The organism is Sedimentitalea xiamensis, assembly GCF_030164465.1.
Lineage (GTDB): Bacteria > Pseudomonadota > Alphaproteobacteria > Rhodobacterales > Rhodobacteraceae > Sedimentitalea > Sedimentitalea xiamensis.
This window is the reverse complement of record NZ_JASNJE010000027.1, coordinates 20802-46834: the sequence shown is the minus strand read 5'-3', so window position 1 is coordinate 46834 and position 26033 is coordinate 20802. Positions and strand designations below refer to the sequence as shown.

The 26033-nt window shown below is 64.2% G+C and carries 25 protein-coding genes; 8 read left to right on the top strand and 17 right to left on the bottom strand.

The window, feature by feature from the left end; all coding sequences use genetic code 11:
* Positions 1–39: 39 nt before the first annotated feature.
* Positions 40–1377, bottom strand: a complete 1338-nt coding sequence (proS, locus tag QO034_RS17795) for a proline--tRNA ligase (RefSeq protein WP_284486879.1) — start codon at positions 1375–1377, stop codon at positions 40–42.
* A gap of 186 nt (positions 1378–1563) precedes the next feature.
* On the opposite strand from proS, the gene QO034_RS17790 reads away from it, so the two are divergent.
* Genes QO034_RS17790 through QO034_RS17775 form a run of 4 tightly spaced genes read left to right on the top strand, consistent with a single transcriptional unit; the run spans position 1564 to position 7137 of the window.
* Positions 1564–2631, top strand: a complete 1068-nt coding sequence (locus QO034_RS17790) for an AI-2E family transporter (RefSeq protein WP_284486878.1) — start codon at positions 1564–1566, stop codon at positions 2629–2631.
* Position 2632: 1 nt separating this feature from the next.
* A complete protein-coding gene (locus tag QO034_RS17785) occupies positions 2633–3313 on the top strand; it encodes a P-loop NTPase family protein (protein WP_284486877.1) in 681 nt (226 codons plus the stop codon).
* Positions 3314–3356: 43 nt separating this feature from the next.
* Positions 3357–5543 (top strand): RNA degradosome polyphosphate kinase, encoded by a 2187-nt coding sequence (locus QO034_RS17780; protein ID WP_284486876.1) that lies wholly within the window; start codon positions 3357–3359, stop codon positions 5541–5543.
* 49 nt (positions 5544–5592) lie between these two features.
* The gene (locus QO034_RS17775) at positions 5593–7137 is read left to right on the top strand and encodes a Ppx/GppA family phosphatase (protein WP_284486875.1); all 1545 of its coding nucleotides are present in this window, start codon (positions 5593–5595) and stop codon (positions 7135–7137) included.
* A gap of 6 nt (positions 7138–7143) precedes the next feature.
* Here QO034_RS17775 and QO034_RS17770 read toward each other — a convergent pair whose 3' ends face one another.
* The 7 genes from QO034_RS17770 to QO034_RS17740 all read right to left on the bottom strand — a co-directional run bounded on the left by QO034_RS17770 (position 7144) and on the right by QO034_RS17740 (position 13168).
* A complete protein-coding gene (locus QO034_RS17770; RefSeq protein WP_284486874.1) occupies positions 7144–7515 on the bottom strand; it encodes a hypothetical protein in 372 nt (123 codons plus the stop codon).
* A 38-nt stretch (positions 7516–7553) separates the two neighbouring features.
* Positions 7554–8567 (bottom strand): endonuclease/exonuclease/phosphatase family protein, encoded by a 1014-nt coding sequence (locus QO034_RS17765; protein WP_284486873.1) that lies wholly within the window; start codon positions 8565–8567, stop codon positions 7554–7556.
* Positions 8567–9247 (bottom strand): molecular chaperone DjiA, encoded by a 681-nt coding sequence (locus tag QO034_RS17760; protein WP_284486872.1) that lies wholly within the window; start codon positions 9245–9247, stop codon positions 8567–8569. The genes QO034_RS17765 and QO034_RS17760 overlap by 1 nt, the downstream gene beginning before the upstream one ends.
* 9 nt (positions 9248–9256) lie before the next feature.
* Complete coding sequence (locus QO034_RS17755; RefSeq protein ID WP_284486871.1) at positions 9257–9781, bottom strand: GNAT family N-acetyltransferase; 525 nt, start codon at positions 9779–9781, stop codon at positions 9257–9259.
* The gene (locus QO034_RS17750; protein ID WP_284486870.1) at positions 9778–10389 is read right to left on the bottom strand and encodes a VOC family protein; all 612 of its coding nucleotides are present in this window, start codon (positions 10387–10389) and stop codon (positions 9778–9780) included. The genes QO034_RS17755 and QO034_RS17750 overlap by 4 nt, the downstream gene beginning before the upstream one ends.
* A 321-nt stretch (positions 10390–10710) precedes the next feature.
* Positions 10711–12840: a methylmalonyl-CoA mutase gene (gene scpA, locus QO034_RS17745; protein ID WP_284486869.1), complete on the bottom strand. Its 2130-nt coding sequence runs from the start codon at positions 12838–12840 to the stop codon at positions 10711–10713.
* Complete coding sequence (locus tag QO034_RS17740; RefSeq protein ID WP_284486868.1) at positions 12803–13168, bottom strand: hypothetical protein; 366 nt, start codon at positions 13166–13168, stop codon at positions 12803–12805. Before QO034_RS17740 ends, scpA begins: the two co-directional genes overlap by 38 nt.
* Positions 13169–13375: 207 nt before the next feature.
* On the opposite strand from QO034_RS17740, the gene QO034_RS17735 reads away from it, so the two are divergent.
* Positions 13376–13819: a DUF4174 domain-containing protein gene (locus QO034_RS17735; RefSeq protein ID WP_284486867.1), complete on the top strand. Its 444-nt coding sequence runs from the start codon at positions 13376–13378 to the stop codon at positions 13817–13819.
* A gap of 105 nt (positions 13820–13924) precedes the next feature.
* Here QO034_RS17735 and QO034_RS17730 read toward each other — a convergent pair whose 3' ends face one another.
* A complete protein-coding gene (locus QO034_RS17730) occupies positions 13925–15970 on the bottom strand; it encodes an acetyl-CoA carboxylase biotin carboxylase subunit (protein WP_284486866.1) in 2046 nt (681 codons plus the stop codon).
* Positions 15971–16679: 709 nt separating this feature from the next.
* Positions 16680–17036, bottom strand: a complete 357-nt coding sequence (locus QO034_RS17720) for a hypothetical protein (protein WP_284486898.1) — start codon at positions 17034–17036, stop codon at positions 16680–16682.
* Here QO034_RS17720 and QO034_RS17715 point away from each other — a divergent pair.
* The gene (locus tag QO034_RS17715; protein ID WP_284486864.1) at positions 17035–17250 is read left to right on the top strand and encodes a hypothetical protein; all 216 of its coding nucleotides are present in this window, start codon (positions 17035–17037) and stop codon (positions 17248–17250) included. The two genes, QO034_RS17720 and QO034_RS17715, sit on opposite strands and share 2 nt — an antisense overlap.
* Before the next feature lie 201 nt (positions 17251–17451).
* On the opposite strand, the gene QO034_RS17710 is transcribed toward QO034_RS17715, so the two are convergent.
* The 3 genes from QO034_RS17710 to QO034_RS17700 form a co-directional block, all read right to left on the bottom strand.
* Entirely contained in the window at positions 17452–17901 is a 450-nt protein-coding gene (locus QO034_RS17710) for a DUF6497 family protein (protein ID WP_284486863.1), read from the bottom strand.
* Positions 17898–18143: a cupin domain-containing protein gene (locus QO034_RS17705; protein ID WP_284486862.1), complete on the bottom strand. Its 246-nt coding sequence runs from the start codon at positions 18141–18143 to the stop codon at positions 17898–17900. Before QO034_RS17705 ends, QO034_RS17710 begins: the two co-directional genes overlap by 4 nt.
* A gap of 86 nt (positions 18144–18229) precedes the next feature.
* The gene (locus tag QO034_RS17700; RefSeq protein ID WP_284486861.1) at positions 18230–19762 is read right to left on the bottom strand and encodes an acyl-CoA carboxylase subunit beta; all 1533 of its coding nucleotides are present in this window, start codon (positions 19760–19762) and stop codon (positions 18230–18232) included.
* Between the two features lie 179 nt (positions 19763–19941).
* Here QO034_RS17700 and QO034_RS17695 point away from each other — a divergent pair, with 179 nt between their 5' ends.
* The gene (locus QO034_RS17695) at positions 19942–21156 is read left to right on the top strand and encodes a multidrug effflux MFS transporter (RefSeq protein WP_284486860.1); all 1215 of its coding nucleotides are present in this window, start codon (positions 19942–19944) and stop codon (positions 21154–21156) included.
* A gap of 63 nt (positions 21157–21219) precedes the next feature.
* The gene (locus QO034_RS17690) at positions 21220–22620 is read left to right on the top strand and encodes a helix-turn-helix domain-containing protein (RefSeq protein WP_284486859.1); all 1401 of its coding nucleotides are present in this window, start codon (positions 21220–21222) and stop codon (positions 22618–22620) included.
* 38 nt (positions 22621–22658) lie between these two features.
* On the opposite strand, the gene QO034_RS17685 is transcribed toward QO034_RS17690, so the two are convergent.
* The 4 genes from QO034_RS17685 to QO034_RS17670 form a co-directional block, all read right to left on the bottom strand.
* Positions 22659–22895 carry a YdcH family protein gene (locus tag QO034_RS17685; RefSeq protein ID WP_284486858.1) on the bottom strand — a complete coding sequence of 79 codons (237 nt, stop codon included), beginning with the start codon at positions 22893–22895 and terminating at the stop codon, positions 22659–22661.
* A gap of 114 nt (positions 22896–23009) precedes the next feature.
* Positions 23010–23663, bottom strand: a complete 654-nt coding sequence (locus QO034_RS17680) for a thermonuclease family protein (RefSeq protein WP_284486857.1) — start codon at positions 23661–23663, stop codon at positions 23010–23012.
* Between the two features lie 63 nt (positions 23664–23726).
* Entirely contained in the window at positions 23727–25385 is a 1659-nt protein-coding gene (betA, locus tag QO034_RS17675) for a choline dehydrogenase (RefSeq protein WP_284486897.1), read from the bottom strand.
* Positions 25385–26032 carry a glutathione S-transferase family protein gene (locus tag QO034_RS17670; RefSeq protein ID WP_284486856.1) on the bottom strand — a complete coding sequence of 216 codons (648 nt, stop codon included), beginning with the start codon at positions 26030–26032 and terminating at the stop codon, positions 25385–25387. Before QO034_RS17670 ends, betA begins: the two co-directional genes overlap by 1 nt.
* Between the last annotated feature and the right edge of the window lies 1 nt (position 26033).

Below are 26033 nucleotides of genomic sequence, written 5' to 3'. Positions count from 1 at the left end.
AGCGGCTTGAGCAGACCTTTCTGGCCTCACCAGACGGAGCTATCGTGCAGCATAGATCTCCGCCACTTTGGCAAGCGCCAATTCCGGCGGCAGTTCCTCGCTTTCACCGCTGCGGCGGCTGGTCAGTTCGACGACCCCGTTCTTCAGCCCGCGCGGGCCGACGGTGATGCGCCAGGGAAGGCCGATCAGGTCCATCGTCGCGAACTTGGCCCCGGCGCGTTCGTTGGTGTCGTCGTAGAGCGGCTCCAGCCCCATCGCAACGAGCGACGCGTAAAGCGTTTCGCAGGCGGCGTCCGCTTCGGCATCGCCCTGCTTCAGGTTGACGATGCCGCAGTGGAACGGGGTCACGCCCTCGGGCCAGATGATGCCCTTGTCGTCGTGGCTGGCCTCGATGATCGCGCCCAGGAGGCGCGAGACGCCGATTCCGTGGCTGCCCATGTGCACCGGCACCGCCTTGCCGTCGGCGTTCTGCACCGTCGCGCCCAGCGGTTCGGAATACTTGGTGCCGAAATAGAAGATCTGGCCGACCTCGATGCCCCGGCTGGTCCTGCGTCGCGCCTCCGGGATGGCGTCAAACAGCGCCGGATCATGGGTTTCGTCGGTGCGGGCGTAGGGAGTCGTCCATTCCTTCACGATCCCCGCGCATTCTTCCCAGTCGTCGTAATCCACCACCCGGTCGCCGAATTTCAGGTTCAGTATGTCGCTGTCATAGAACACCTCGGATTCACCGGTGTCCGCGAGCACGAGGAATTCGTGGGTGTCGTCGCCGCCAATGGGGCCGCTGTCCGCGCGCATCGGGATCGCCTGCAGACCCATGCGTTCATAGGTGCGCAAGTAGCTGACCATGTGCCGGTTGTAGGCGTGCAGCGCCGACGGCTTGTCGACGTCGAAATTGTATCCGTCCTTCATCAGGAACTCACGGCCGCGCATCACCCCGAAGCGCGGACGGATCTCGTCGCGGAATTTCCACTGGATGTGGTAGAGCGTCAGCGGCAGGTCGCGGTAACTGCTCACGTGACTGCGGAAGATGTCGGTGATCAGCTCTTCGTTCGTCGGCCCATAGAGCATGTCGCGCCCATGCCGGTCGGTGATCCGCAGCATCTCTTCGCCGTAGTCGTCGTATCGCCCGCTTTCGCGCCACAGGTCCGCCGATTGCAGCGTCGGCATCAGCATCGGGATATGCCCGGCCTTGACCTGTTCCTCGTGCACGATGTTTTCGATGTTCTTCAGCACCTTGAAGCCCAGGGGCAGCCAGGAATAGATACCGGCCTGCGCCTGCTTGATCATGCCGGCACGCAACATCAGCCGATGGCTGACGATCTGCGCCTCGGCGGGGTTTTCTTTCAGGACGGGCAGGAAATAGCGGGACAGGCGCATGGGTGATCTCTTTGTGGACGGCAGTCCGTCGCGGTCTATGCCAATCTGACGCCTCAGGCAATCGGGCATTGGCGTCATGCAGGCGTCGCGGCGGATGGCTCGCATGATCCTCCGCTGTATCGCTTTCTCTTGAAACCCGGCGGACGATGAGCGATGTCAGAACGGAAATCGCAGTGTGGAGCCGCAATGTCGCTTCCCGTCAAGGATCAGCTCAGATACTGGGGCGTCGCCGCCGTCACCTTTGCCATCGTGCTCTGGTTTCTGGGGGATGTCCTGCTGCCTTTCGTGCTTGGCAGCGCGATCGCCTATTTCATCGATCCGGTTGCGGACCGGCTGGAACGGGCCGGGCTGTCACGGGTGGCGGCGACGGCGGTGATCACCGTGGTTGCGATCCTGATCGCGGTCATCATGGGATTGCTGGTCATTCCCGCCCTGGTCAAGCAGATGGTGGATCTGATCAACATCATGCCGCAACTGATGCGGGACCTTCAGACCTTCATCGCGCGGCAGTTTCCGTCGATCTTGGTCGAGGGGTCGACCGCCCGTGAAACCCTGAGCACCATCGGCGACGCGATCAAGAACCGAGGCCCGGAACTGATCGAAGGCGTTCTCGGCTCGGCCCTTTCGTTTCTCAACATTATCATCCTGCTGGTGGTGGTGCCCGTGGTGTCGGTCTACATGCTGCTCGACTGGGACCGGATGATCGCCCGCATCGACGAGCTGCTGCCGCGCGACCACGCGCCAGTGATCCGCCGCATCGCGTCGGACATCGACAAGACGCTGGCGAGCTTCATCCGGGGAATGGGCACGGTCAGCCTGATTCTGGGCACCTATTATGCCGTCGCCCTGATGGCGGTCGGCTTGCAGTTCGGGTTGGTCGTGGGATTCGTTGCCGGGCTTGTGACCTTCATTCCCTATCTTGGCGCCATGATCGGAGGCACCCTGGCGATAGGGCTGGCGCTGTTCCAGTACTGGGGCGACTGGGCATCCATCGGACTCGTGGGCCTGATCTTCGTCATCGGACAGGTGGTCGAGGGCAACCTGCTGACGCCGAAACTGGTCGGCAGTTCCGTCGGGCTGCACCCGGTCTGGCTACTGCTCGCCCTGTCGGTCTTTGGCGCGCTGTTCGGCTTTGTCGGCATGCTGGTGGCCGTGCCGGTCGCCGCCGCCCTCGGCGTGATCGCGCGGTTCGGCATCGATCAGTATCTCGACAGCCGTCTCTATCGCGGGCTTTCCGATCAGGACAATCCCTGAAATGGCGGAACAGCTGAGTTTCGACTTGCCAGCCCGTCCGGCGCTGGGGCGGGATGATTTCTTCGTCTCTCCCGCCAACGCGCTCGCAGTGGCGATGATCGAGTATCCGGACACCTGGCCGGGGGGAAAACTCGTCCTCTCCGGCCCCGCAGGGTCCGGCAAGACCCATCTCTGCCATGTCTGGGCCGCACACACGGGCGCCCGGATCGTCAAGGCTTCGGCGACGACGGAACGGGATGTGCCGGCCCTGGCCGCAGGCCCGGTCGCCGTCGAGGACGTGCCCGAGATCGCGACGGACGAGACGGCGCAGAACGCATTGTTTCACCTGCACAACCTGGCCCTGGCCCAGGGAAACCGCCTGCTGCTGACCGGGCGGCCGTCGCCCAATCTCTGGGGACTGTCCCTGCCCGACCTGCAGAGCCGCGTTCAGGGGGCGACCCACATCGCCCTGTCTCCACCCGATGACCCCTTGCTGGCGGCGGTGCTCGCCAAGCTGTTCGCGGATCGCCAGATCACGCCCAGGCCCGACGTGATTCCGTTTCTTCTGCAACGCATGGACAGGTCTTTCCTGGCCGCCGCCGACATCGTCGACCGGCTGGACCGGGCCGCGTTGTCGCAGGGACGCACCCTGTCGCGCAAACTCGCCGCCGGCCTGCTTGGCCATATGGATAAGAGCACATAGAATCTATACGTTTCTGTCACACAGAGACTCTATTGGACGGATCATGACCAACGCAGACTTCCTGGCTTCGCCGTTCTTGCCCGCCGTCGACCTGCCCGATCTCGATATCTCCGGGCCGGGCCGCTTCTACAACCGGGAACTCAGCTGGCTGGGGTTCAACTGGCGCGTGCTGGAAGAAGCCGAAAACGCGCGTGTTCCGTTGCTGGAACGGCTGCGTTTCCTGTCGATCTCGGCCAACAACCTCGACGAATTCTACACCGTGCGGGTGGCCGGTCTGCGCGAACTCGCGCATGCGGGAAACACCACGCCCGCGGCGGACGGGCTGACGCCCGCAGAGCAGCTTGTCCTGATCAACGAGAACGCGCGCCGGCTGATGCAATCCCAGCAGCGGGTTCTGACCGCGCTGCAGGACGAAATGGAAGACGCCGGGATATCGGTGCTGCGCCGCGATGAACTGACCGACCCCGACAAGAGTTTCCTGGCCGAATTCTTCCTGAACCGGGTATTTCCCGTCCTGTCGCCGCTCGCCATCGACCCGGCGCATCCCTTCCCGTTCATTCCGAACACCGGTTTCTGCCTGGCGCTGCAACTGGAACGGACCAGGGACAAGCGGACGCTTCAGGCGCTGCTTCCGATTCCGCACCAGATCGACCGGTTCACCGCCCTGCCCTCGGACCCCGGCTCCCATCGCTTTCTGCCGCTGGAAGAATTGTTGCTGGAACATGTGGACAGCCTGTTCCCTGGCTACAAGCTCAAGGCCCATTTCGAATTCCGCGTCCTGCGCGACAGCGATCTGGAAGTCGAGGAAGAAGCCGAGGACCTGGTGCGCGAATTCGAAGTCGCCCTGAAACGGCGGCGGCGCGGCGAAGTCGTGCGCCTGACCCATTCCGCCGGGGCGCCCGAGAAACTCATGTCCACGATCATGGCGGAACTGGGCGTGGAAACCGCCGAGGTGGTCGAGATCGACGGCATGATCGGCGTCGCGGACCTGGACGAACTGGTGCTGGACAGCCGGCCCGATCTTCTGTGGCCGGCCTTCACGCCGCGCGTTCCCGAACGGGTCAGCGATTTCGACGGCGACATGTTCGCGGCGATCCGGCAAAAGGACATGCTGCTGCACCACCCCTATGAAACCTTCGACATGGTGGTGCGCTTCCTGACCCAGGCGGCGCGCGATCCCGATGTGGTGGCGATCAAGCAGACGCTCTACCGGACGTCCAAGAATTCCCCGATCGTCGAGGCCCTGTGCGAGGCCGCCGAGGACGGCAAATCCGTCACCGCGCTGGTCGAACTCAAGGCGCGCTTCGACGAGGCCGCCAATATCCGCCAGTCCCGCCGGCTCGAACGCGCCGGCGCGCATGTGGTCTACGGGTTTCTCGACCTCAAGACCCATGCCAAGATCAGCACCGTGGTGCGGCGCGAAGGCGACAATCTCGTCACCTACACCCATTACGGCACCGGCAATTATCATCCGATCACCGCCCGCATCTATACCGACCTGTCGTTCTTCACCTGCGACCGCGCCCTGGGTCGGGATGCGACCAAGGTGTTCAATTTCCTGTCCGGATACGCCCAGCCCGAAGCGCTGGAGAACCTGGCGATTTCACCCATCAGCCTGAAACCGCGCCTGCTCGAGATGATCGCCGCGGAAATCGAACATGTGAAGGAAGGGCGGCCGGGCGAAATCTGGGCGAAGATGAACTCGCTCATCGACAGCGAAGTGATCGACGCGCTCTATGCGGCCAGCCAGGGCGGGGTGAAGATCAGCCTCGTGATCCGCGGAATCTGCGGTCTGAGACCGGGCATCAAGGGCCTGAGCGACAACATAAGGGTCAAATCCATCGTCGGGCGCTTTCTGGAACATTCCCGCATCGTCTGTTTCGGCAATGGCCACGGCCTGCCCAGCAAGAAGGCGCGGGTCTATATCTCTTCCGCCGACTGGATGGGGCGCAACCTCAACCGGCGGGTCGAAACCCTGATCGAGATCAACAACCCCACGGTAAAGGCGCAGATCGTCGGCCAGGTGATGGCCGCCAACCTGGCGGACGTCGCCCAAAGCTGGGTGATGGGACCGGACGGGACATTCAACCGCGCCGACCTGCCGGAAGGCGCTTTCGCCTTCAACTGCCACCGGTTCTTCATGGAAAACCCGTCCCTGTCCGGGCGCGGGTCGGCCGGGGCGTCGGATGTGCCGAAACTGACCCATACCGACGACATCACCGGGAATTGACCGCACCGGAACCATCGCGCATTTTAACGAAGAGCCATCCGGGGGCAGCATGACTTTGCAATCAGGAGAATCCGTTCCCGAATGGGGGCCATTCGGCCGGGCGCTGTTCGACAGCCCCAGCGCGCGGGCATTGTCCCGTGTCGGCGTCGTGGACGTCGGGTCGAACTCCGTCCGCCTTGTCGTGTTCGACGGCGCGGCCCGCAGTCCCGCCTATTTCTACAACGAAAAGATCATGTGCGCCCTCGGGGCCGGGCTGTCCGAAACCGGCAGCCTCAACCCCGAAGGCCGCCGCCGCGCGCTGGCCGCTTTGCGCCGGTTTCAGCATCTCGCCGACGGCATGGACCTGCCGCCCCTGACCGCCGTCGCCACCGCCGCCGTCCGCGACGCCAGGGACGGGCAGGAATTCCGCGACGAGGTTCTGGCGGAGACCGGACTGAAACTCTGGGTAATCGACGGCGAGGAAGAGGCCCGGCTGTCCGCGCAGGGCGTCCTGCTCGGCTGGCCCGGCTCCTACGGGCTGGTCTGCGATATCGGCGGGTCCAGCATGGAACTGGCGGAAATCAAGGACGGACGCGTGGGCAAGCGCGTTTCCTCGGCCCTCGGCCCGCTGAAACTGGCGGGACTCCGCGGCGGGCTGCGCGGCCGGAAGGCGCATATCGACGGGGTCATGCGCCAGTTGAGCGACAAGATGGGGCCTCAGCGCGACCGTCTTTTTCTGGTCGGCGGAAGCTGGCGGGCGATTGCGCGCATCGACATGCTGCGGCGCAACTACCCGCTGCGCGTGTTGCATGAATACCGGATGAAACCCAAGGATCTACGCGCCACGATCAGGTTCATCGAAGAAAGCGATGCGGAATGGCTGCGCCTGGAATCGGGCGTGTCGATGGCCCGGATGGCGCTGGTCCCGATCGCTTGCGACGTGCTTGGCCGTCTCGTCCGCACGTTCAAACCCAAGGATATCGCGGTCTCGAGCTACGGCATCCGCGAAGGGCTGCTTTATGAACAGATGCCGCAGCGTCTGCGCGACCGCGACCCTCTGATCGAAGCCTGCCGTTTTGCCGAAGCCAAGGACGCGCGGTTTCCGGGGTTCGGCAAGACATTGTTCGATTTCGTCATGCCGCTGTTCAAATCCGCTCCCGATCAGCAGAAACGGCTGGTCAAGGCCGCATGCCTGCTGCACGACGTCAGCTGGCGCGCGCATCCGGACTATCGCGCGGAAATCTGCTTTGACAACGCCACGCGCGCCAACCTGGGCGGGCTCAAGCATTCGGAGCGGGTTTTCCTCGGTCTTGCCCTGATGCACCGCTATCGCAACAAGCGCGAAGGCACCCGGTTCGACGACATGTTCGGCCTTCTCGACGAGAAACGGCAGCAACAGGCCGAAGTGCTGGGCAAGGCGATGAGATTCGGGGCCATGCTTCTGATGCAGAAGCATGGCAACAAAAGCAGCCTGCGCTGGTTTCCGCAGAAACGGCAGCTGCAATTCCGGCTGTCATCCGATGCCCAGGCTCTGTTCGGCGAAGTCGCCGAAGCGCGGCTGCAATCGCTCGCCACGTCCCTGGGCGCCGAGCTTTCGGTTTCCGTGGTGAAATGAACCCGGTCAGATGTCGGTCTGCCCCGGCGGCGGCGGTTCCACCGGAGGCGTTTCGGAGTCCGGCATCTGTTTCCTGCGCAGGATGATATCGCCGTTCGGCAGGATTTCCGGCGGCTCGTAGGCGCTCCAGTCCTTCACGTCTTCCAGCATCTCGCCGAAGGCGGGCCCCATCTGTTCGAGAAAGCTGGCGATCGCCGGGCCGTATTCCTCGGCGAGCTTGCGCATGTTTTCCAGCGCCGGCGACATTTCCTGCCGCAAGCCGTCGAGGAACAGTTCCAGCCCCTTTTCCATCAGACCGCTTCCGTCGTCCGCCGCTTGCGCAGAGGCGGAACTTGCGGACAGAGCCGCGGCGAGGGCGAGGGCGAAACGCTTTTTCATCGACTCCATATAACCACCGGGGCCGGCGGATTCAAAGATCAGATATCCAGATCCAGCGACACCGGAAAATGATCCGATGCCGTCAGCAGCGCGTTGCGCAGTTCCTCCATTTCCCAGCATCGCGCATCGTCGAACGGGTGCCAGATCCGCCAGGCGGGTCCGCTGGCCATCAGTTCGGGCGACACCATCACATAGTCCAGAAGCGCCCCGAGATAGCGGTTTTCCTCCCGCAACAAGAACCGCGAGGTCGTGGGCACCGCGCCCAGCCTGCGCTCCAGCGCCTTGCGGGCATGCGGGTCGTAAAGATCGTCCCCAAGCAGGATCTCGACCGAAGACCGCCCGAACAGGTTTTCATAGTCGTCCAGACCGGGGCCATCGTTCAGATCGCCCAGCAGAATGACCGGGACGCCCTGCGCCAGATGGCCGTCTATGCGCTGGCGCAGCCAGATCGCCTGGGCAAGCTGCTTGCGCCGGTTGGCGATCGACAGCCGCATCGCCATGTCACGCGACCCCGCCCCGTGCGGTGCCTTGGATTTCAGATGCGCGCCGATCATCCGCAGCCGGGTGCCGCGGGCGGTCCCGATGTCCAGTTCCAGTGGCGGCTTGGAAAACTGCACCAGATCCTCGGTCGCATCGATATCGAGATCGATGCGAAAGGTTCCATCGAAGCGGGGCGCATCCAGGCTGCCCTTTTTGCCGGACAGATCGCCCACCGGATCATGGCGCGCGGTCAGCATTTTCGGGTCATAGATGAGCGCGATTTCCTGATGGGTCTCGTTGGCGAATCCCATCACCGCCTTGGTGGTGCGCAGATCGAAAGCACGGGCAAAGTTCTCGAGCGCCGCCACCGTGTTCTGCTTGCGCCCGGTGTTTGGGGCTTCGATGATCATCACCGCGTCCGCATCCAGGGCGGTGAAGACCTTGGCCACCGCCTCGATCTGTTCGGATCGGGTCACGTCCTGACGCCCGGACCATCCGTCGTCCAGCACGAGCTGGTCGTTGTCGTCAAAGAGATTGGCGAACCATTCGACATTGTAGGTCGCAATTCGCATCACGCCGCCTTGTCGTTGATGTCTTCCCAGGCGCGGTTGATATCGATCATCCGCCGTTCCGCCAGTTTGATCGCTTCCTGCGGCACCCCCCGCGCCAACATCCGGTCCGGGTGGGTTTCGCGCACCAGTTCCCGCCAGGCATTGCGGATATCGGCGATCGGGGTGTCCGGGGTGACGCCAAGAACCGTATAGGGATCGGGACCGGCATCCGGGACGAACCGCGCCCGCAGCGCCTTGAATTTCGCTTCCGACACGCCGAAGATCTCGGCCACGTCCTCCAGGAACCTGTTTTCCCCCGGATGATAGAAACCGTCCGCCATGGCGATGTGGAACAGGCCTTCCAGCAGGTCGCACAGGGTCTTGGGATCGTCGGAGAACATACGTTCGATGCGGCGGGCGTATTCCTGATACCCGGCGACATCCGTGCGCGCCAGGTTGAACACCCTGGCCGCGCCGGCTTCGTCGTCCCTGGCGATCTGGAACACCTCGCGAAAGGCCGCCACTTCGTCCCGCGTCACGTGACCGTCGGCCTTGGCCATCTTGGCCCCGAGCGCGATCACCGCAATGGCAAAGGCGACGCTCCGTTCGGGCGGCGCGCGCAGACGGTCGAAAACCGCCGTCAGGCTTTCGCCGTTCGCAAGAGCCGCCAGGGCATCCGATATGCGCGTCCAGAGTGACATCGATTCAGTCTACCGCGCCCTGCCCCGAGAGTCAGGTGCGCCATCCGGTCCCGGCGGCAAAATCTTCTGCATCAGGATCAGATCGAGCCATCGGTCCCGTTTGAACCCGACCTGCGGCATGCGCCCGACCTGAACGAATCCCGCCGCGGCGTGAAACGCGACCGCCGGCGGGTTGGCGCCGCTGATCCCCGCGACCAGCACATGCAGACCTTTGTCGGCCGCGACCTCCTCCAGCCGCCGAATCAGCAGCCGGCCGATGCCCTGCCTGCGCGCCCGCGGTGCCAGGTGGATGCTGATTTCGCCGGTATGGGCATATCCGGGTCCGGCGCGGAACGGCCCGAACGAGGCGAAACCGATCACCTGCCCTTCCCGTTCGGCGACCTGAAACGCGGCCCCGAGCCGGTCGATCTCTGCCGCCACGTCCGGAGGGCTGCGTTCCAGTGTTGTGAATGTGACGAGCGTCTGCCGAATGATGCCGTTGACGATCCGGCAGATGTCGGGGGCATCTTCCGGCCGGGCCTGACGCAGCTTCATCGCAGGACCTTGATTCCGTGCGGGGTTTCCATTTCCGCCAGCAGACCGGGCGCGCCCGGCTCAAGGACCACGCGGGTATCGGCAAGGACCGGCTGCAAAATATCGGCCAGCGCATCGGCCTGCGGATGCGACACCAGCAAACGCCGCAAGCGGCACCCGGACCGTGCCAGGGTTGCAGAAGGATGCGTCGGGGTGCTCCAGCAGATCAGCGCCGGGTGCAGGTTGTCAAAGGGCAACATCCCGTCATCGGGAACCGCCATCGTCCAGCGCAGGTCGCCGCGCGCCAGCGGCACCGGACGGCCGGCGCCGGGAAGCCGCGCCAGCACCGCGTCCATGTCATCCGTCGCGCAGATCCAGTTGGTCAATCGCGCCGGCCCCGAAAACCGGTCCAGCCCGAACCATCGGGCGCGCCCCGGCGGCGGCGCGGCGGGATCGACCGCGATCGCTTCCAGGTATAGCGCGTCGGACAGTCCCAACAGACGGTTATGGGTCCCGAACAGGCCGTGCTTGCCGCCCGGCTGAAGCGGCACGCCGAGCGCGCATTCGACCCAGTCGACCGCTTCGGCAAGGGTCGCCCCGGCAACGGCAATGTGATCCAGACGTATCATCAGACGACCTTGCCTTGGACGCGGACTCCGCGAAAGCGAAAAGTCGGAAAAGACCCGACAGGGACCGTCACCGCAGGACTGCATTCGATCCGCCCCGCCCCGATTGCCGGCAAATGCACAACAATATCCGGGGGAAGGCTTCTCGTTACGACGCGGCGTCTCCCGGTGTTGCCAGGTCCGGCGGCGTGATTCTGCCGGACCTGGCCGGTCAAACCGCCCCGATGATCTCCTCGCGGCACAAAGCCGGCAGTGCTGACATGGCGGCGGCCCTTTGGGGGAAACCGCCGCGACTGGCTGCGCGATCGACGCCCGCCGGGCCGATCAGGACCTTGCGCTCCGGATCAGGCGCAGGATGTCCTGCGCCGCTTCAGGAATGTTGGTTCCCGGACCGAAGATCGCCTTGACCCCCTTGTCGTAAAGGAACTGGTAGTCCTGCTGCGGGATGACTCCGCCGCAGATCACCAGGATGTCTTCGGCCCCGGCGTCCTTCAGCGCCTGCACGAGCTGCGGCGCAAGGGTCTTGTGGCCCGCCGCCTGCGACGAGATGCCAATCACGTGCACATCGTTGTCCACCGCATCCTGCGCGGCTTCCTCGGGCGTCTGGAACAGCGGTCCGACATCGACATCGAATCCGATATCGGCAAAGGCCGTCGCGATGACCTTGGCCCCCCGGTCGTGCCCGTCCTGCCCCATCTTCACCACCAGCATGCGCGGGCGGCGGCCTTCGGCCTCGGCGAATTCCTCCACGGATTTCTGGATCGCCGCAAAGCCTTCGTCGCCTTCATAGGCGGCGCCGTAGACCCCCGCCAATGTCTTGACCTCGGCGCGGTGCCGGCCGAATTCCTTTTCCATTGCCATGCTGATTTCTCCGACTGAGGCGCGGGCGCGCGCGGCTTCGACGGCGGCTTCCAGCAGGTTGCCGCCTTCGCGCGCGCGACGGGTGAGTTCTTCCAGGGCAGCCGCGCACGCGGCCGGATCGCGGGACGCCCTGATTTTTTCAAGGCGAGCCACCTGGGAAACGCGGACGGCCGCATTGTCGATATCCAGGATGTCCAGGTGGTCTTCCTTTTCCAGACGATACTTGTTGACCCCGACGATCACCTCGTCGCCCCGGTCGATCATCGCCTGCCGCGTGGCGGCGCTTTCCTCGATGCGCAGCTTGGGCAGGCCGGACGCCACCGCCTTGGTCATGCCGCCCATCTGCTCGACCTCCTCGATCAGCTTCCAGGCTTCGGTCGCAAGGTCATGGGTCAGCTTCTCGACATAATAGGACCCGGCCAGTGGGTCGACCACATTGGTCACGCCGGTTTCTTGCTGAAGGATCAGCTGGGTGTTCCGCGCGATGCGGGCGCTGAAATCGGTGGGCAGCGCAATGGCCTCGTCCAGCGCATTGGTGTGCAGCGACTGGGTGCCGCCCAGGACCGCGCTCATCGCCTCGTAGGCGGTGCGCACCACGTTGTTGTAGGGATCCTGTTCCTGCAACGACACGCCGGAGGTCTGGCAATGGGTGCGCAGCATCAGGGATTTTTCATTCTTCGCCCCGAATTCCGTCATGATCCGGTGCCAGAGCAACCGGGCGGCGCGCAGCTTGGCCGCTTCCATGAAGAAATTCATCCCGATGGCGAAAAAGAACGACAGCCGCCCGGCGAACCTGTCCACGTCCATGCCGCGTTCGATGGCGGCGCGGACGTATTCGCGCCCGTCCGCCAGCGTGTAGGCCAGTTCCTGTACCAGATTGGCCCCGGCTTCCTGCATGTGGTAGCCGCTGATCGAAATACTGTTGAACCTGGGCATCTTGTTGCTGGTGTATTCGATGATGTCCGCGATGATCCGCATGCTGGGTTCGGGCGGATAGATATAGGTGTTGCGGACCATGAACTCCTTCAGGATGTCATTCTGAATGGTGCCCGCCAGAACCGACTTGTCATGGCCCTGCTCTTCACCGGTGACGATGAAATTCGCCAGGATCGGGATGACGGCGCCGTTCATCGTCATGCTGACGCTGACCTTGTCCAGCGGAATGCCGTCGAACAGGATCTTCATGTCCTCGACGGAATCGATCGCGACCCCGGCCTTGCCGACATCCCCGACGACGCGCGGATGATCGCTGTCATAGCCGCGGTGGGTGGCCAGGTCGAAGGCGACGCTGACGCCCTGCTGCCCTGCTGCCAGGCCGCGGCGGTAGAAGGCGTTGGACTCCTCCGCCGTCGAGAACCCGGCATATTGCCGGATCGTCCAGGGACGGCCCGCATACATGGTTGCCTTGACGCCACGCGTGAACGGCGCCGCGCCGGGGATGGAGCCCAGGTGATCGACTCCCTTCAGGTCATCTTCCGTGTATAGCGGTTGAACCTCGATGCCTTCGAGCGTGGTCCAGGTCAGATCGTCCAGCGGGCGGCCGCGCAGTTCGGCTTCAGCCAGCGCCTTCCATTCGTCTTTCTTGGTTGTCATTTGGTCTTCCTCTCGTCGTGTCAGTGCTGGGCAGGTTCGGGCCTGCCCCCGTCTTGTCCGGATCATCCATCGGCCGGGCCAGCCCATCGGCTCCGGCACTCATCCACATCAGGTCATCCGCATAGGATCCGCGGAAAACGGCGATCTGTTCCGCCGGAAACGGCTGCCGCCTGCCATCGCCTTCCGGCAGTTGCGCCGCCCGCTGCGTTTCCGGGCGACCGGCGAAGATCTCATGGGTCGGCAATCCGCTGAACAATCCGCCCCGCGTCCGGCGCGGCCCCCGGAACCCGATACCGTCCTGTTCCGGTTCTGCCGCGTTGTGCCGCATATGGGCCTGAAAGCTCGTTGTGGCGCACCGATGCGCGCCGATCCTTCGGGACAAGGCGGTCCCGCACGGTCGCAGTGGAGAGAAGCGCACAATCATCCCCCGCAACCTCTCGCCACGCGATCGACGCCGCAGTTTTTGCCCCGGAAGGAGCAATCAGCAGTCGCATTCGTGGCGTCCGCGCTTATATTCGAACCAGCGGGAGACACCATGATACGCATACTAGCCTTTGTTTTCGTTGCGACAACGATGGGTGCGGCCCATGCGCAAGCCACGATGGACCAAGGCACGTCACAGGTCTTCCGACCGGCGGACGAAAACGACCTCGGGCAATTTCTCTGGATCAACCGGCCGGTGGTCGTGTTTTCGGATTCCCCGGCAGACCCGAGATTTTCCGAACAGATGGAATATCTCGAAAAGGGTGTGGACATGCTGATGGAGCGCGACGTGGTGGTTCTGACGGATACCGACCCGGCCGCGAAATCCCCCCTGCGCCAGAAACTGCGCCCGCGCGGCTTCATGCTCGTGCTGATCGGCAAGGACGGCGAAGTCAAGCTGCGCAAACCGCTGCCCTGGACGGTCCGTGAGATTACCCGTTCCATCGACAAGACGCCGGAACGGGAACGGGAAATCAACCGGCGGCGCGGGTTCTGACGCGCCGCTCCGGCCACCGTGCCGGCACGGCCGGACAGACGATCCGGGCCGCGCCCGACACGGCGGCCTTGCCTTTGGCGGCTGGACCGGATCAGGCGCATCGGTTCACTCGAATTCCATGATGATTTCGTCGACGGCGAGGCTGTCGCCCGCAGCCGCGTTGACCCTGGACACGACGCCTTTGCGTTCCGCGCGCAGGATGTTTTCCATCTTCATGGCTTCGACCGTGCAAAGCGCCTGGCCTTCCTGAACTTCGTCCCCGGCCGCGACATTGATCTTCACGATCAGGCCGGGCATCGGGCAGAGCAGCATCTTCGATGTATCCGGGGCGACCTTCTCCGGCATCAGATCGGCCAGGTCCGCCTGGCGCGGGGTGCGCACATGCACCTTGAGATCCGCCCCGCGCGACCGGATCCGGAACCCGCCGCTGACCTTGCCGACCTTGAGAACCAGCGGCTTTCCGTCCACCTCCAGCGTCGCCAGATGGTCGCCCGGCGTCCAGTCGCTGGTTACGCGCATCCGGCTGCCATCGCCGAAACTGACCGTCGATCCGCCATGATCCGCCGCGATCACCGTGTCGAACCGCTGCCCCTGGAGGGTGACGGCCCAGTCGGTCCCGACCTTGCGTTCATGATTGTCCATCCGCCCGGACACGCGGGTCCGGCGAATCTCGGCGACCCGGTGCATCGCCGCGCAGGCGGCCGCGATGCGCCGCAGGCCGGCCTCCGGCAACTCGACCCCTTCGAACCCGTCGGGATACTGTTCTTCGATGAACGCCGTGGTCATGTCGCCCGCGACAAAGATCGGGTGATCCATGACCGCGGACAGGAACGGCAGGTTGTGGCCGATGCCTTCGACTTCGAAACTGTCCAGCGCGACGCGCATCCTTTCGACGGCCTCGGCCCGAGTCGGAGCCCAGGTGCAGAGCTTGGCGATCATCGGGTCGTAATACATGCTGATCTCGCCGCCCTCATAGACGCCGGTATCGTTGCGCACGGCGGTTTCGCCCTTGGGCGCATCGCCCTGCCACTTGCCGTTCTCCAGCAACGGCCCGGCGGCGATTTCCGCCGGCGGGCGGTAGCGGGTCAGACGGCCGATCGAGGGCAGGAAGCCGCGATACGGGTCTTCGGCGTAAAGGCGGTTCTCGATCGCCCAGCCGTTCAGCTTGATATCGTCCTGGGTGAAGGGCAGCTTCTCGCCGTTGGCAACCCGGATCATCTGCTCCACCAGGTCAACGCCGGTGATCAGTTCTGTCACCGGGTGTTCCACCTGAAGCCGCGTGTTCATTTCCAGGAAATAGAAGTTCTTGTCGCCGTCGACGATGAACTCGACCGTGCCGGCGCTGGTGTAGCCGACCGCCTGCGCCAGGGCCACGGCCTGTTCCCCCATCGCCTTGCGGGTGGCTTCGTCGAGGAACGGACTCGGGGCTTCTTCCACCACCTTCTGATTGCGGCGCTGGATCGAGCATTCCCGCTCGCCTAGGTAGACGCCGTTGCCGTGGCTGTCGCAGAGCACCTGGATTTCGATATGGCGCGGCTGGGTCACGAATTTCTCGATGAAGATACGGTCGTCGCCGAAGCTACTGGCGGCCTCGTTCTTGGAACTCTGAAACCCTTCACGCGCCTCCTCGTCATTCCAGGCGATGCGCATGCCCTTGCCGCCGCCGCCGGCGCTGGCCTTGATCATGACCGGATAGCCGATCTCGCCCGAAATCTTCACGGCTTCGTCGGCATCGGCGATCAGGCCCATGTAACCGGGCACGGTCGATACGCCGGCTTCCTGGGCGATCTTCTTGCTGGTGATCTTGTCGCCCATCGCCTCGATCGCGCCCTTGGGCGGGCCGACAAAGGCGACGCCCGCGGCATCCAGCGCCTCTGCGAACTTGCTGTTCTCGGACAGGAAGCCATAGCCGGGATGCACCGCCTGCGCGCCCGACTGGCGAATCGCGTCCATCACCTTGTCGATCACGATATAGGACTGGTTGGCGGGCGGCGGGCCGATATGAATGGCTTCGTCCGCCATCTGCACGTGCAGGGCCTGCCGGTCCGCGTCCGAATAGACGGCGACCGTCGATATCCCCATCTTCCGGGCGGACTTGATGACTCGGCAGGCAATTTCGCCCCGATTTGCGATCAGGATCTTGTTGAACATGGGATGTCCTTCGTCTGGGTTGATGTCGAACGCAAAACGCCGCCCGAGGCCCGTGGCCAAGATGCGGCGTGTCGCGAAATCTGGATACGCGAAATGGGTCCGGCAACGGCACCCGCCGCCGGCAATCGGGTCTGGTGCGCCCGCGGACAGGCTCCGGTCAGGTCAGTTGCACTTGCCCGGATTCTGGTCGCAATACAGCATGTTCGCCGCTGCGCCCGCGGCCGCACCGGCGTAAACGTTGGTGTCGAGCACCGCCGCGCCAAGGAACCCCGCACCCGCGCCATAAAGGGCCTGTTCGCCGGTTGAATCACCGCAGGCGGAAAGCCCTGCGCATATGGCCAATGCCGTCCAAATGGATGTTGCTCGCATAACGCCCCTCCTTCTTGTGGTCTGGTGGCTTGGGCAGGACAATGATCCCGAAATCCGGCGGACCGCAACAGGAAAGCGGTGGGCCGGCGGCGGTGGGCAGAAGCACGCCGAAAACCGGCACAGCGCTTTGACCGCAAAGAAACGGACGGGCTATCGTTTGAAACGAAAGCCCGCCCGTTCAGGGAAGGGGTACGGAATAGGTAGTCCGCAAGCGACGCGGGAATAAGAACGCCGCCTACAACTTCTACGGTGGCGCATTCGAACATCGAATCCAAGCACAATTTACGTAACGGCAACTTTTGAGCCATTTTTTGCCGATTGTATCCGGATGCGCGCGCAATCATGCCGACATCCCTTTGAAAACATCGGGAAAACTGGATCGAGCCATATCGAGGTCGATCCTCAGCAACGCATCGTAGCTGGCCGGGTCGAAAGGGTCTTCCGCCGCGATCACCTCACGCCCGAACAGCCAGCTCAGGCGTCCGGCGTCCAGATTCCCCCGCTCAAAGGGCTGATCCCAGAAATGCTCCAGCAGCGCCAGAAGAAAGGCCGAATCAGCGCGCCGGTCCGCCGGCTTGCGATCGGAGAAGCGTTCCCGGCGCGTCAGAGGGGTGACGCCCTTCGGGTTGGCGCGGCGGATGGTGAACTGAAAGTCCGTGCCGGGCAATCGGCCAGGAAAGCCTCGGTGTTTCAGCATGTCCGCCACCCGTTTCCGGGCCGCGCAAGCGACGTTCTGGACGAACTTGCCGATCCTGCGTCAGAATCTGCCGCTGAAGCCCCTGGATACCGAGATGGGTTCCGGTTCGGCAACCACGAATTCTTCCTGCGGCGCCATTTCACATGCAGCAACGGCGAAGACCAATCCAACCGCTGCCAAAGACCTGATGCGTGCGAACATCTGCTTCTCCTGACTGCTCTCGATAGACGAACCGGATTTTCCGGCCCGGCCGGCCCCGCGTTGGGAACCCTTGCTGCATTCATGCAATCTGCGTTCAGGATAGTGCGAGTCGCGCCCGAAAAAAACAGGAACCCGATTGGCCGGGCAAGCTGTGGCATCTGCGCCTCACCTGCGACAGGGCCGCGGGAGGCAGACGCAAGATATCGTGGAATCATCAGAATTCCTCCCATATGCAGTTGGCGTTTTCGGGCCGGTAGGCTTCGAAGAACTGCGTTGCCTGCGGGTCGGACGATCCGAAAGGCACATCCCTGTCGGAGAGGGAAATCACCACGCGGGCCGGCGAAAGGTCATAGGTCTTGAGATAAGGCAGCACCAGGGACCCGCAGATATGCTCCATGTCCTGTGTCGCCACATCGTAATCCACGTCGCCGCCGTCGCGCGCGATCCGGGGCGCGAGGAACCGGAAGCGGACCCAGGTCTCTCCCGGAGAGTCATCCACCAGAACCTCGCTCAGAACGACGGGCTGCCCCGACGGGACGGCGACCTCCTGCTGGGCCGCCGACGGCAGGGCGGCCAAGCCCGGCACAGCCGCCAGACAGAGACGGCAGACCGTCCGGATCCGTCTTGCAACACCGATCTGCCCATGGGGCGCGAATTGAGTCACTGCGCCGGTTCCTCCCGCGTGTCGAACCCGGCCAGCGGGATGACTTCGTTCAACGCGATGTCGCCGGAATGGCGGCAGTCCCGGTGCCGGATGCCCGGCGGCTGGAACACGCAAGAGTCTTCTCTCAGGATGTGGCCGCTCTGCCCGTTACATTCGAAGACCGCGCGCAGCCCCGCCCCGACGAATTTCCCGTCATCGGCATGCGCGATCGTGAAAGCCTGGTTCTTCCAGAAGCGGATCACAGGATGATCTCCTTGTCGTCAGGGCGCAGGATGCCGGGCCGGGGCCTTCGGCGGGAGCATGTCCCGCGCAAGAGCCCGGCAGCCCGTCACAATGGAATGTTGTCGTGCTTTTTCCAGGGGTTCTTCAGGGATTTGTTGCGCAGGCTGGCAAAGGCCCGGCTGACCCGCATCCGGGTGCTGTGGGGCATGATCACCTCGTCGATGAACCCGCGTTCGGCAGCCACGAAGGGGTTGGCGAACCGGTCCTCGTAATCCCTGGTGTGGTCCGCGATCTTGTCGGCATCGCCCAAGTCGGCGCGATGGATGATCTCGGTCGCGCCTTTCGCCCCCATCACCGCGATCTCGGCGGTCGGCCAGGCATAGTTGAAATCGCCGCGCAGGTGCTTGGAGGCCATCACGTCATAGGCCCCGCCATAGGCCTTGCGGGTGATCACCGTCACCTTCGGCACCGTCGCCTCGCCATAGGCGAAGAGCAGCTTGGCGCCATGCTTGATCACCCCGCCATATTCCTGGCCGGTGCCGGGAAGAAAGCCAGGCACGTCCACGAAGGTCAGGATCGGGATTTCGAAGGCGTCGCTGAACCGCACGAAGCGCGCCGCCTTGCGCGAACTGTCGATGTCCAGACAGCCGGCCAGAACCATCGGCTGGTTCGCCACCACGCCCACAGTCTGCCCCTCCAGCCGGATGAACCCGGTGATGATGTTCTTGGCGAAATCCTCCTGGATCTCGTAGAAATCGCCCTCGTCGGCGACCTTGGTGATCAGTTCCTTCATGTCATAGGGGGTATTGGCGTTTTCCGGGATCAGCGTATCCAGCGAATTCTCGACCCGTCCGGGTTCGTCGAAGAACGGGCGCACCGGCGCCTTGTCGCGGTTGTTCAGAGGCAGGAAATCGACCAGACGGCGCACCTCCGCCAAGGCCTCGACGTCGTTCTCGAACGCGCCGTCCGCCACCGAGGATTTCCGCGTGTGGGTCGATGCGCCGCCGAGTTCCTCGGCGGTGACGACTTCATTGGTCACGGTCTTGACCACGTCCGGGCCGGTCACGAACATGTAGGAGGTGTCCTTGACCATGAAGATGAAGTCCGTCATCGCCGGACTGTAGACCGCGCCACCCGCGCAGGGCCCCATGATCACGCTGATTTGCGGCACCACGCCCGAAGCCATGATGTTGCGCTGGAACACCTCGGCATAGCCGGCAAGGCTCGCCACGCCTTCCTGGATGCGGGCGCCGCCCGAATCGTTGATGCCGATCACCGGCGCCCCGTTCTGCATCGCCATGTCCATGATCTTGCAGATCTTCTGGGCATGGGTCTCGGACAGTGAGCCGCCAAAGACGGTGAAGTCCTGGCTGAACACATAGACCATGCGGCCGTTGATCGTGCCCCACCCGGTCACGACCCCGTCGCCATAGGGGCGTTGTTTCTGCATTCCGAAGTCGGTGCAGCGGTGTGCGACGAACATGTCGAACTCCTCGAAACTGCCCTCGTCCAGCAGCAGCTCGATCCGCTCGCGCGCCGTCAGCTTGCCCCGCGCATGCTGCGCGTCGATACGCGCCTGCCCGCCCCCGAGACGGGCGGCCTCGCGTCGATCGGTCAACTCGGACAGAATGTCTTTCATGATAGAGGTCCCCACTTCGATTTTGGCGAACCCTACAGAACAACGCGGCCGGGCCAAAGCATTAATCCGAATATTTGCAAATCATGCACCCATACAAAAAAGATAAACGCAAATTAGCTAATTAACACATTAAGCCATGGACCCTTTCCACCCTTTGCGGCGATACTCCGGCCCGTGCCATGACAGAACATCCAGCCATACGATTCCTTGACAGGACCGCCCCCCCGCACATCGCAACGCTCATCCTGATGTCGGGGCTGTCGGCCCTGGCCATGAACGTGTTCCTGCCCAGCCTGCCCAACATGGCGGACTATTTCCGCACCGACTACAGGCTGATCCAGTTGTCCGTGGCGCTGTATCTCGGGGCCAGCGCGACCCTGCAGATCTTTATCGGCCCGATGGCGGACAAATGGGGGCGGCGCCCGGTCACGCTGGTCGGAATGCTGCTGTTCCTGCTGGCCACGCTCGGCTGCATCCTTGCGCCCACGGTCGAGATTTTCCTGACCTTCCGAATGATGCAGGCGGTCGTCGCCGTCTGCATGGTGCTCAGCCGCGCGATCGTGCGGGACATGTATTCCCAGGACAAGGCCGCCAGCATGATCGGCTATGTCACCATGGGCATGGCCGTGGTCCCGATGATCGGCCCCGCCATCGGCGGCGTGCTGGATGAAACCTTTGGCTGGAAAGCGAATTTCTGGTTGCTTTTCGCCCTGGGGCTCCTGACCCTGGCGCTGATCTGGGGCGACCTCGGCGAAACCGGAAAGAAAAGCGGCCTGACTCTCGCCGCGCAGTTCGGCGAATATCCGGAACTGCTGCGCAGCCCGCGGTTCTGGGGCTATTCGCTTGCCGCAACTTTCGCCTCGGGCTCGTTCTTCGCCTATCTCGGCGGCGCGCCCTTCGTCGGAACAGAAGTCTACGGGATGGACCCCGGAATTCTGGGACTCATGTTCGGGGCACCCGCGGTCGGCTATTTCACCGGAAATTTCCTGACGGCGCGCTTCTCCGTCCGTTTCGGCATCAATCAGATGATCGTCTGGGGCTGCGCCTTCAACTGCATCGGAGTCGCCCTGTCGCTGGCCTTCGTGTTCGCGGGCGCCGACTCGCCCTACAGCTTCTTCGGACTGATGGTGTTCGTGGGCCTGGGCAACGGCCTCGCGATGCCCAATGCCACGGCGGGCCTGCTGTCCGTCCGCCCGCGCCTGGCGGGTACCGCCTCGGGGCTGGGCGGCTCGATCATGCTGGCCGGCGGCGCGGCGCTGAGCGCGCTGGCCGGGGCGCTCCTGACCCCTGAAACCGGATCGCTACCGCTTCTCCTGATGATGCTGACCACGTCCGTGCTCGGCATGGCCGCCATCGTCGCGGTGATCCGGCGGCAACGGAACCTGGGGCTTTAGCCCCTTGCACGGGCCGTTTTGCAAAGTTAGCTTTCCGGAAAACCCATTTTGCAAAGGGGCTTCATGGCGACCCAGAAACTCTATGCCGGCGCCAAGCTGCGCGAGATGCGAACGCGGCTCAGCCTGACGCAAAAGGATTTCGCCGCCAAGCTCGGCGTGTCCCTGCCCTATCTCAACCAGATGGAAAACAACAACCGCCCGGTCAGCACGACGGTCGTGCTGGCGCTTGCGCAGGAATTCGGGCTGGACGTGACCGAACTGAGCACCGGCGACAGCGAACGGCTGGTCAGCGACATGCGCGAGGCTCTCGCCGACCCGGTGTTTTCGGACATCATGCCGCCGGTTGCCGACCTGCGCCTGACCGCGTCCAACGCGCCGGCCTTCGCCCGCGCCTTCCTTGAACTGCACCGAAGCTACAGGCAGACCCACGAACGCCTCGCCTCGCTGGACGAGGCGCTGGGGCGGGAAGACGCGCGGCTTCAGTCGAGCCCCTGGGACGAGGTCCGCGACTTCTTTCACTACTGCGACAACTACATCGACGCGGTGGACCGGGCGGCCGAGAATTTCGCGGGCAAGGGCGCTGCGACGCAGGACATCCGGTCGCTGGCGATGGCCAGCCTCACCTCGCGCGGGATCGTCGTGGCGCTGGTCGACATGCAGCCGTTGCGCCAGTTCGACACCGACCGCAAGATCCTGCGCCTGTCATCGCGCGCCACGCCGCAGACGCAGGTGTTCCAGTTACTGCTGCAACTTGCGCTGCTGACGCAGGACAAGCTGATCGAGGCGACGCTCGACCTCGCCCGGTTCCATTCCCCGGCGGCGCGGGACATCGCCAAGATCGGGCTGGCGAACTATTTCGCCGGGGCGGCCCTGATGCCCTATGGCGCGTTCCTCGCGGCGGCGCAGGACTGCCGCCATGACCTCGAACGGCTCAGCCTTCAGTTCGGGGCGTCGATCGAACAGGTCGCGCACCGCCTGTCCACGATGCAGCGTCCCGGCGCCAAGGGCATCCCGTTCTTTTTCGTGCGGGTCGATCAGGCCGGGACGATCACCAAGCGGCACAGCGCCACGCGGCTGCAATTCGCGCGGTTCGGAGGCGCCTGCCCGCTCTGGAACGTCCACCAGGCCTTCGAGACGCCGGGGCGTTTCCTGCGGCAACTGGCGGAAACCCCGGACGGCGTGAAATACATCTCGCTGGCGCGGGACGTGTCCAAGCCGGGCGGATCCTTCGGCGCGCCGGTCCGGCGCTACGCCATCGCCCTGGGATGCGACGTGCGTCACGCCGGATCGCTGGTCTATGCCGACGATCTGGATGTGTCCAGGACCGGAACCTTTGAACCGATCGGCATTTCCTGCCGCATCTGCGAACGAAAGTCCTGCCACCAGAGGTCCGTTCCGCCGCTGGAGCGCAAGCTCACGATCAACGAAAATGAACGGGGCGTGCTGCCGTATCAGGTCAGCTGATCTCCGGCGCGGGCGGCCGCGCCGGAGACGGTCTCGTTTCAGGCCGACAGGATCGCCCAGATCTGGTCTTTCAGCATCGCGCGCTTCTTGCGCAGCTCCCCCTCGGCCAGATCCTCCATCGGTTCGACATTCGTTTCCGCCCGGTGCACGGCGCGGTTCACCTCGTGATATTCGTCCGCCAGCTTCGCGAAATGCGCGTTCGAACCCTTCAGCTCGTGCATCTTTTCCACCTTGTCGGGGAATTCCTCGGACAGTTCGTGCGGGGTGTGTGACATAGACTTCTCCTTGATGTCGCCTGTTGGCCGGAAGCTAGGGCTTTGCCGGCGCTCCGCGCCTTGATGCGGATCAAATCCCTCGAATGCAATGCGCATTTCGCCTCGGCAAAGGGCTCAGCGGCGCGCCCGCCGCCACCCGGCCGCCTGCGCCTGCGGTTCGGAGCAGAACCAGCGTTCCCCCTTGGCGGCGCTGATCCGCGTGCGTTCGTAATGTTCCTGGCCCGGCATGTGATAGATCCGCACGCCCCTGGACGAGATATTGCCCTTGATCGCGCAATCCGATCGGGAAGGTTGCGCCGCGCTGGCGCGGGCGGCCCGATAGTCGGACGGCGCCTGCACCCGGCCGGCATGCAGCCCCCGGCCATTGACGGCGGCGGCTTTTTCATCGAGGTCATAGTCCATGGAATAGCGGCGGTAGGCAAAGGCCAGACCGTCGGAGACCAGCGCCCGGCCGATGTCCGCGCCATCGACTTCGCAGCGGGCGACCGTGCGGCCATAGCGGTCGGTATCCAGGGAAACGCAGGTCGCGACGCGGGTCTGGTATCTGGAGCGCACCTGTTCCGTGACCCAGGCGCCGCAGGCCCAGGTCTCGCCGGAGGCACGGTCGCAGGTCTGGTCGGCTTCCGGCGCGTCGATCCCGAACAGCCGCACACGTTCGCTTCCTATGTCGATTGTGTCGCCGTCGATGACCTGTATCCGGCCCGACAGGTCCGCGAGAACAGCAAGAGGCAGGCAGGCGAGAACAAAGGCGGCAAGAAATCTTAACATACCGTTCATATGTGCAGGCAATACGCGCCGCGCAACAGGATTTGTTAAGAAAGGTTAACCCGCTTACCGCTGGGCCGTTCGCCAGTCCGGATGCACCCAGGGCGCGTCGTTGGACGGGGGAAGCGGCGTGCGCCCGAGAAGGTGATCGGACATCTTTTCACCGACCATGATCGACGGCGCGTTCAGGTTGCCGTTGGTTATCCGCGGGAAAATGCTGCTGTCGGCGACGCGCAGCCGGTCCACGCCGATCACGCGGCCGGTCGGATCGACCACGGCCCGCGCATCGTCGGTGCGCCCCATGCGGCAGGTGCCGCAGGGGTGATAGGCGCTTTCCGCATGTTCGGCGACGAAAGCATCCAGTTCCGCGTCGGTCTGAACCGCCGCCCCCGGCTGGATTTCGTGCCTGACGAAAGGTGCAAACGCCGGCTGCGCAAAGATCTCGCGGGTCAGGCGGATGCAGGTCCGGAAGTCCTCCCAGTCCTGCGGGTCGGACATGTAGTTGAACCGGATCACCGGGGCCACGGACGGGTCGGACGACTTCAGCGTCACCGACCCGCGGCTGGCCGACCGCATCGGCCCGACATGGGCCTGAAAGCCGTGGCCCTCCGGGGCGGCCTGCCCGTCATAGCGCACCGCGATGGGGAGAAAATGATACTGGATGTCCGGATAGGGCACCCCGGCGCGGCTGCGGATGAAGGCCGCGCTTTCGAACTGGTTGGACGCCCCCAGCCCGCGTTTGGCGAACAGCCACTGCGCCCCGATCATCGCCTTGCTGACCAGGTTCCAGTGCTTGTAGAGCGTAATCGGCTGGCTGGCGGCCATCTGGATGTAAAGCTCCAGGTGATCCTGAAGGTTCGCTCCGACACCGGGCCGGTCGGCAACCACCGGGAGTCCGTGCTCCGCGAGATGCGCGCCCGGACCGATCCCGGACAGCATCAGCAGTTTCGGCGAATTCAGCGAGGACGCCGCCAGGACGACCTCGCGCCGGGCGCGGATGACGCGACGCCGGCCCTTGTGATCGACCTCGACGCCGACAGCGCGGCCGTCTTCGATCACGACCCGCCGGGCAAAGGCCCGCAGCAGTTCGCAATTGCCGCGTTTCAGCGCCGGATGCAGATAGGCATTGGCCGCCGACCAGCGCCGGCCCTTCCAGACCGTTTGATCCATCGGCCCGAAACCTTCCTGCTTCCGGCCGTTGTAGTCGCCGGTGCGCTGGTATCCCGCCTCTTCCCCGGCTTTCACGAAAGCCTCGAACAGCGGGTTGTCGCGTGGCCCGCGCATCACGTGAAGCGGGCCGTCGCTGCCGCGCCAGTCCGGATCGCCGCCATGCCCGCCGTCATGCCAGTGTTCCATCCGCTTGAAATAGGGCAGCACGTCGGCATAGCCCCAGCCGGTCGCGCCGGTGTCGGCCCAGTGGTCGAAATCCATCGCGTGCCCGCGCACATAGACCATGCCGTTGATGCTCGACGATCCGCCGACGACCTTGCCGCGCGGACAGGCCAGGCGCCGGTTGTTCAGGCGCGGTTCGGGTTCCGACCGGTAGCCCCAGTCGTAGCGCGCCATGTTCATCGGGTAACTCAGCGCCGCCGGCATCTGGATGAACGGGCCGGCATCGGTGCCGCCATGCTCGATCACGAGAACCGACGCGCCGGCCTCGCTCAGCCGGTAGGCCATGGCGCATCCGGCGCTTCCGGCCCCGACGATGACGAAATCGGCCTCCATCACGCTTCGGGGTCCTGCAGGACCGCATAATCGACCATCACGTGATCGCGATAGGCCGGCCGTGTCGTCAGGCGCTGGTAATAGGCTTCGACCGCCGGGTTCACAGCGCGCGGCACGTCGATGGTGAACCAGCGGAACAACAGGTGCCCGATGGCGATATCGGCGGCACTGAACGTGTCGCCACAGACATAGGGCCGATCCGACAGCTGATCGCCAAGCCGCGCGAGATACCCGTTGAACCGGGTCACGGCCTCGGCCAGCGCGGCTTCATCGCGGTCCTTCGCTGCGGTGCGCACCCGCGCCCAGAAGATCGGCACGGTAAAGGCCTGCGCCAGTTCGGTCTTGCCCCACTCGGCCCACATGTCGACAGGCGCGCGCGCGGCGGGATCGGCCGGCCAGAATGCCGCTCCATCGCCGTAGCGCGCCGCGAGATAGCGCAGGATCGCGCAGCTTTCCCAGACCACCAGGTCGCCGTCGCGCAGGGTCGGCACGCGCCGATGCGGGTTCATCGCCGCGTAGCCCGGCGTGTCGAGACCGCCATGCACATGACCGTAATCCAGCCGCTCATGCGCGAGCCCGAGTTCGGCCACGGCCCACATGACAAGCTGCACATTTGACGATGTGGCACGGCCATAGATGGTCAGCATG

What these genes read in the sequence shown, in the direction of transcription:
- QO034_RS17750 (WP_284486870.1), bottom strand. Translation starts at nt 10,389, where the DNA reads ATGATACGTCTGGATCACATTGCCGTTGCCGGGGCGACCCTTGCCGAA.
- QO034_RS17700 (WP_284486861.1), bottom strand. Translation starts at nt 19,762, where the DNA reads ATGAAAGACATTCTGTCCGAGTTGACCGATCGACGCGAGGCCGCCCGT.
- QO034_RS17730 (WP_284486866.1), bottom strand. Translation starts at nt 15,970, where the DNA reads ATGTTCAACAAGATCCTGATCGCAAATCGGGGCGAAATTGCCTGCCGA.
- QO034_RS17755 (WP_284486871.1), bottom strand. Translation starts at nt 9,781, where the DNA reads ATGAAGCTGCGTCAGGCCCGGCCGGAAGATGCCCCCGACATCTGCCGG.
- QO034_RS17770 (WP_284486874.1), bottom strand. Translation starts at nt 7,515, where the DNA reads ATGAAAAAGCGTTTCGCCCTCGCCCTCGCCGCGGCTCTGTCCGCAAGT.
- QO034_RS17790 (WP_284486878.1), top strand. Translation starts at nt 1,564, where the DNA reads ATGTCGCTTCCCGTCAAGGATCAGCTCAGATACTGGGGCGTCGCCGCC.
- QO034_RS17760 (WP_284486872.1), bottom strand. Translation starts at nt 9,247, where the DNA reads ATGTCACTCTGGACGCGCATATCGGATGCCCTGGCGGCTCTTGCGAAC.
- QO034_RS17670 (WP_284486856.1), bottom strand. Translation starts at nt 26,032, where the DNA reads ATGCTGACCATCTATGGCCGTGCCACATCGTCAAATGTGCAGCTTGTC.
- QO034_RS17680 (WP_284486857.1), bottom strand. Translation starts at nt 23,663, where the DNA reads ATGTTAAGATTTCTTGCCGCCTTTGTTCTCGCCTGCCTGCCTCTTGCT.
- QO034_RS17695 (WP_284486860.1), top strand. Translation starts at nt 19,942, where the DNA reads ATGACAGAACATCCAGCCATACGATTCCTTGACAGGACCGCCCCCCCG.
- QO034_RS17715 (WP_284486864.1), top strand. Translation starts at nt 17,035, where the DNA reads ATGTCCGCCACCCGTTTCCGGGCCGCGCAAGCGACGTTCTGGACGAAC.
- QO034_RS17740 (WP_284486868.1), bottom strand. Translation starts at nt 13,168, where the DNA reads ATGCGGCACAACGCGGCAGAACCGGAACAGGACGGTATCGGGTTCCGG.
- betA (WP_284486897.1), bottom strand. Translation starts at nt 25,385, where the DNA reads ATGGAGGCCGATTTCGTCATCGTCGGGGCCGGAAGCGCCGGATGCGCC.
- scpA (WP_284486869.1), bottom strand. Translation starts at nt 12,840, where the DNA reads ATGACAACCAAGAAAGACGAATGGAAGGCGCTGGCTGAAGCCGAACTG.
- QO034_RS17785 (WP_284486877.1), top strand. Translation starts at nt 2,633, where the DNA reads ATGGCGGAACAGCTGAGTTTCGACTTGCCAGCCCGTCCGGCGCTGGGG.
- QO034_RS17685 (WP_284486858.1), bottom strand. Translation starts at nt 22,895, where the DNA reads ATGTCACACACCCCGCACGAACTGTCCGAGGAATTCCCCGACAAGGTG.
- QO034_RS17720 (WP_284486898.1), bottom strand. Translation starts at nt 17,036, where the DNA reads ATGCTGAAACACCGAGGCTTTCCTGGCCGATTGCCCGGCACGGACTTT.
- QO034_RS17735 (WP_284486867.1), top strand. Translation starts at nt 13,376, where the DNA reads ATGATACGCATACTAGCCTTTGTTTTCGTTGCGACAACGATGGGTGCG.
- QO034_RS17690 (WP_284486859.1), top strand. Translation starts at nt 21,220, where the DNA reads ATGGCGACCCAGAAACTCTATGCCGGCGCCAAGCTGCGCGAGATGCGA.
- proS (WP_284486879.1), bottom strand. Translation starts at nt 1,377, where the DNA reads ATGCGCCTGTCCCGCTATTTCCTGCCCGTCCTGAAAGAAAACCCCGCC.
- QO034_RS17775 (WP_284486875.1), top strand. Translation starts at nt 5,593, where the DNA reads ATGACTTTGCAATCAGGAGAATCCGTTCCCGAATGGGGGCCATTCGGC.
- QO034_RS17780 (WP_284486876.1), top strand. Translation starts at nt 3,357, where the DNA reads ATGACCAACGCAGACTTCCTGGCTTCGCCGTTCTTGCCCGCCGTCGAC.
- QO034_RS17765 (WP_284486873.1), bottom strand. Translation starts at nt 8,567, where the DNA reads ATGCGAATTGCGACCTACAATGTCGAATGGTTCGCCAATCTCTTTGAC.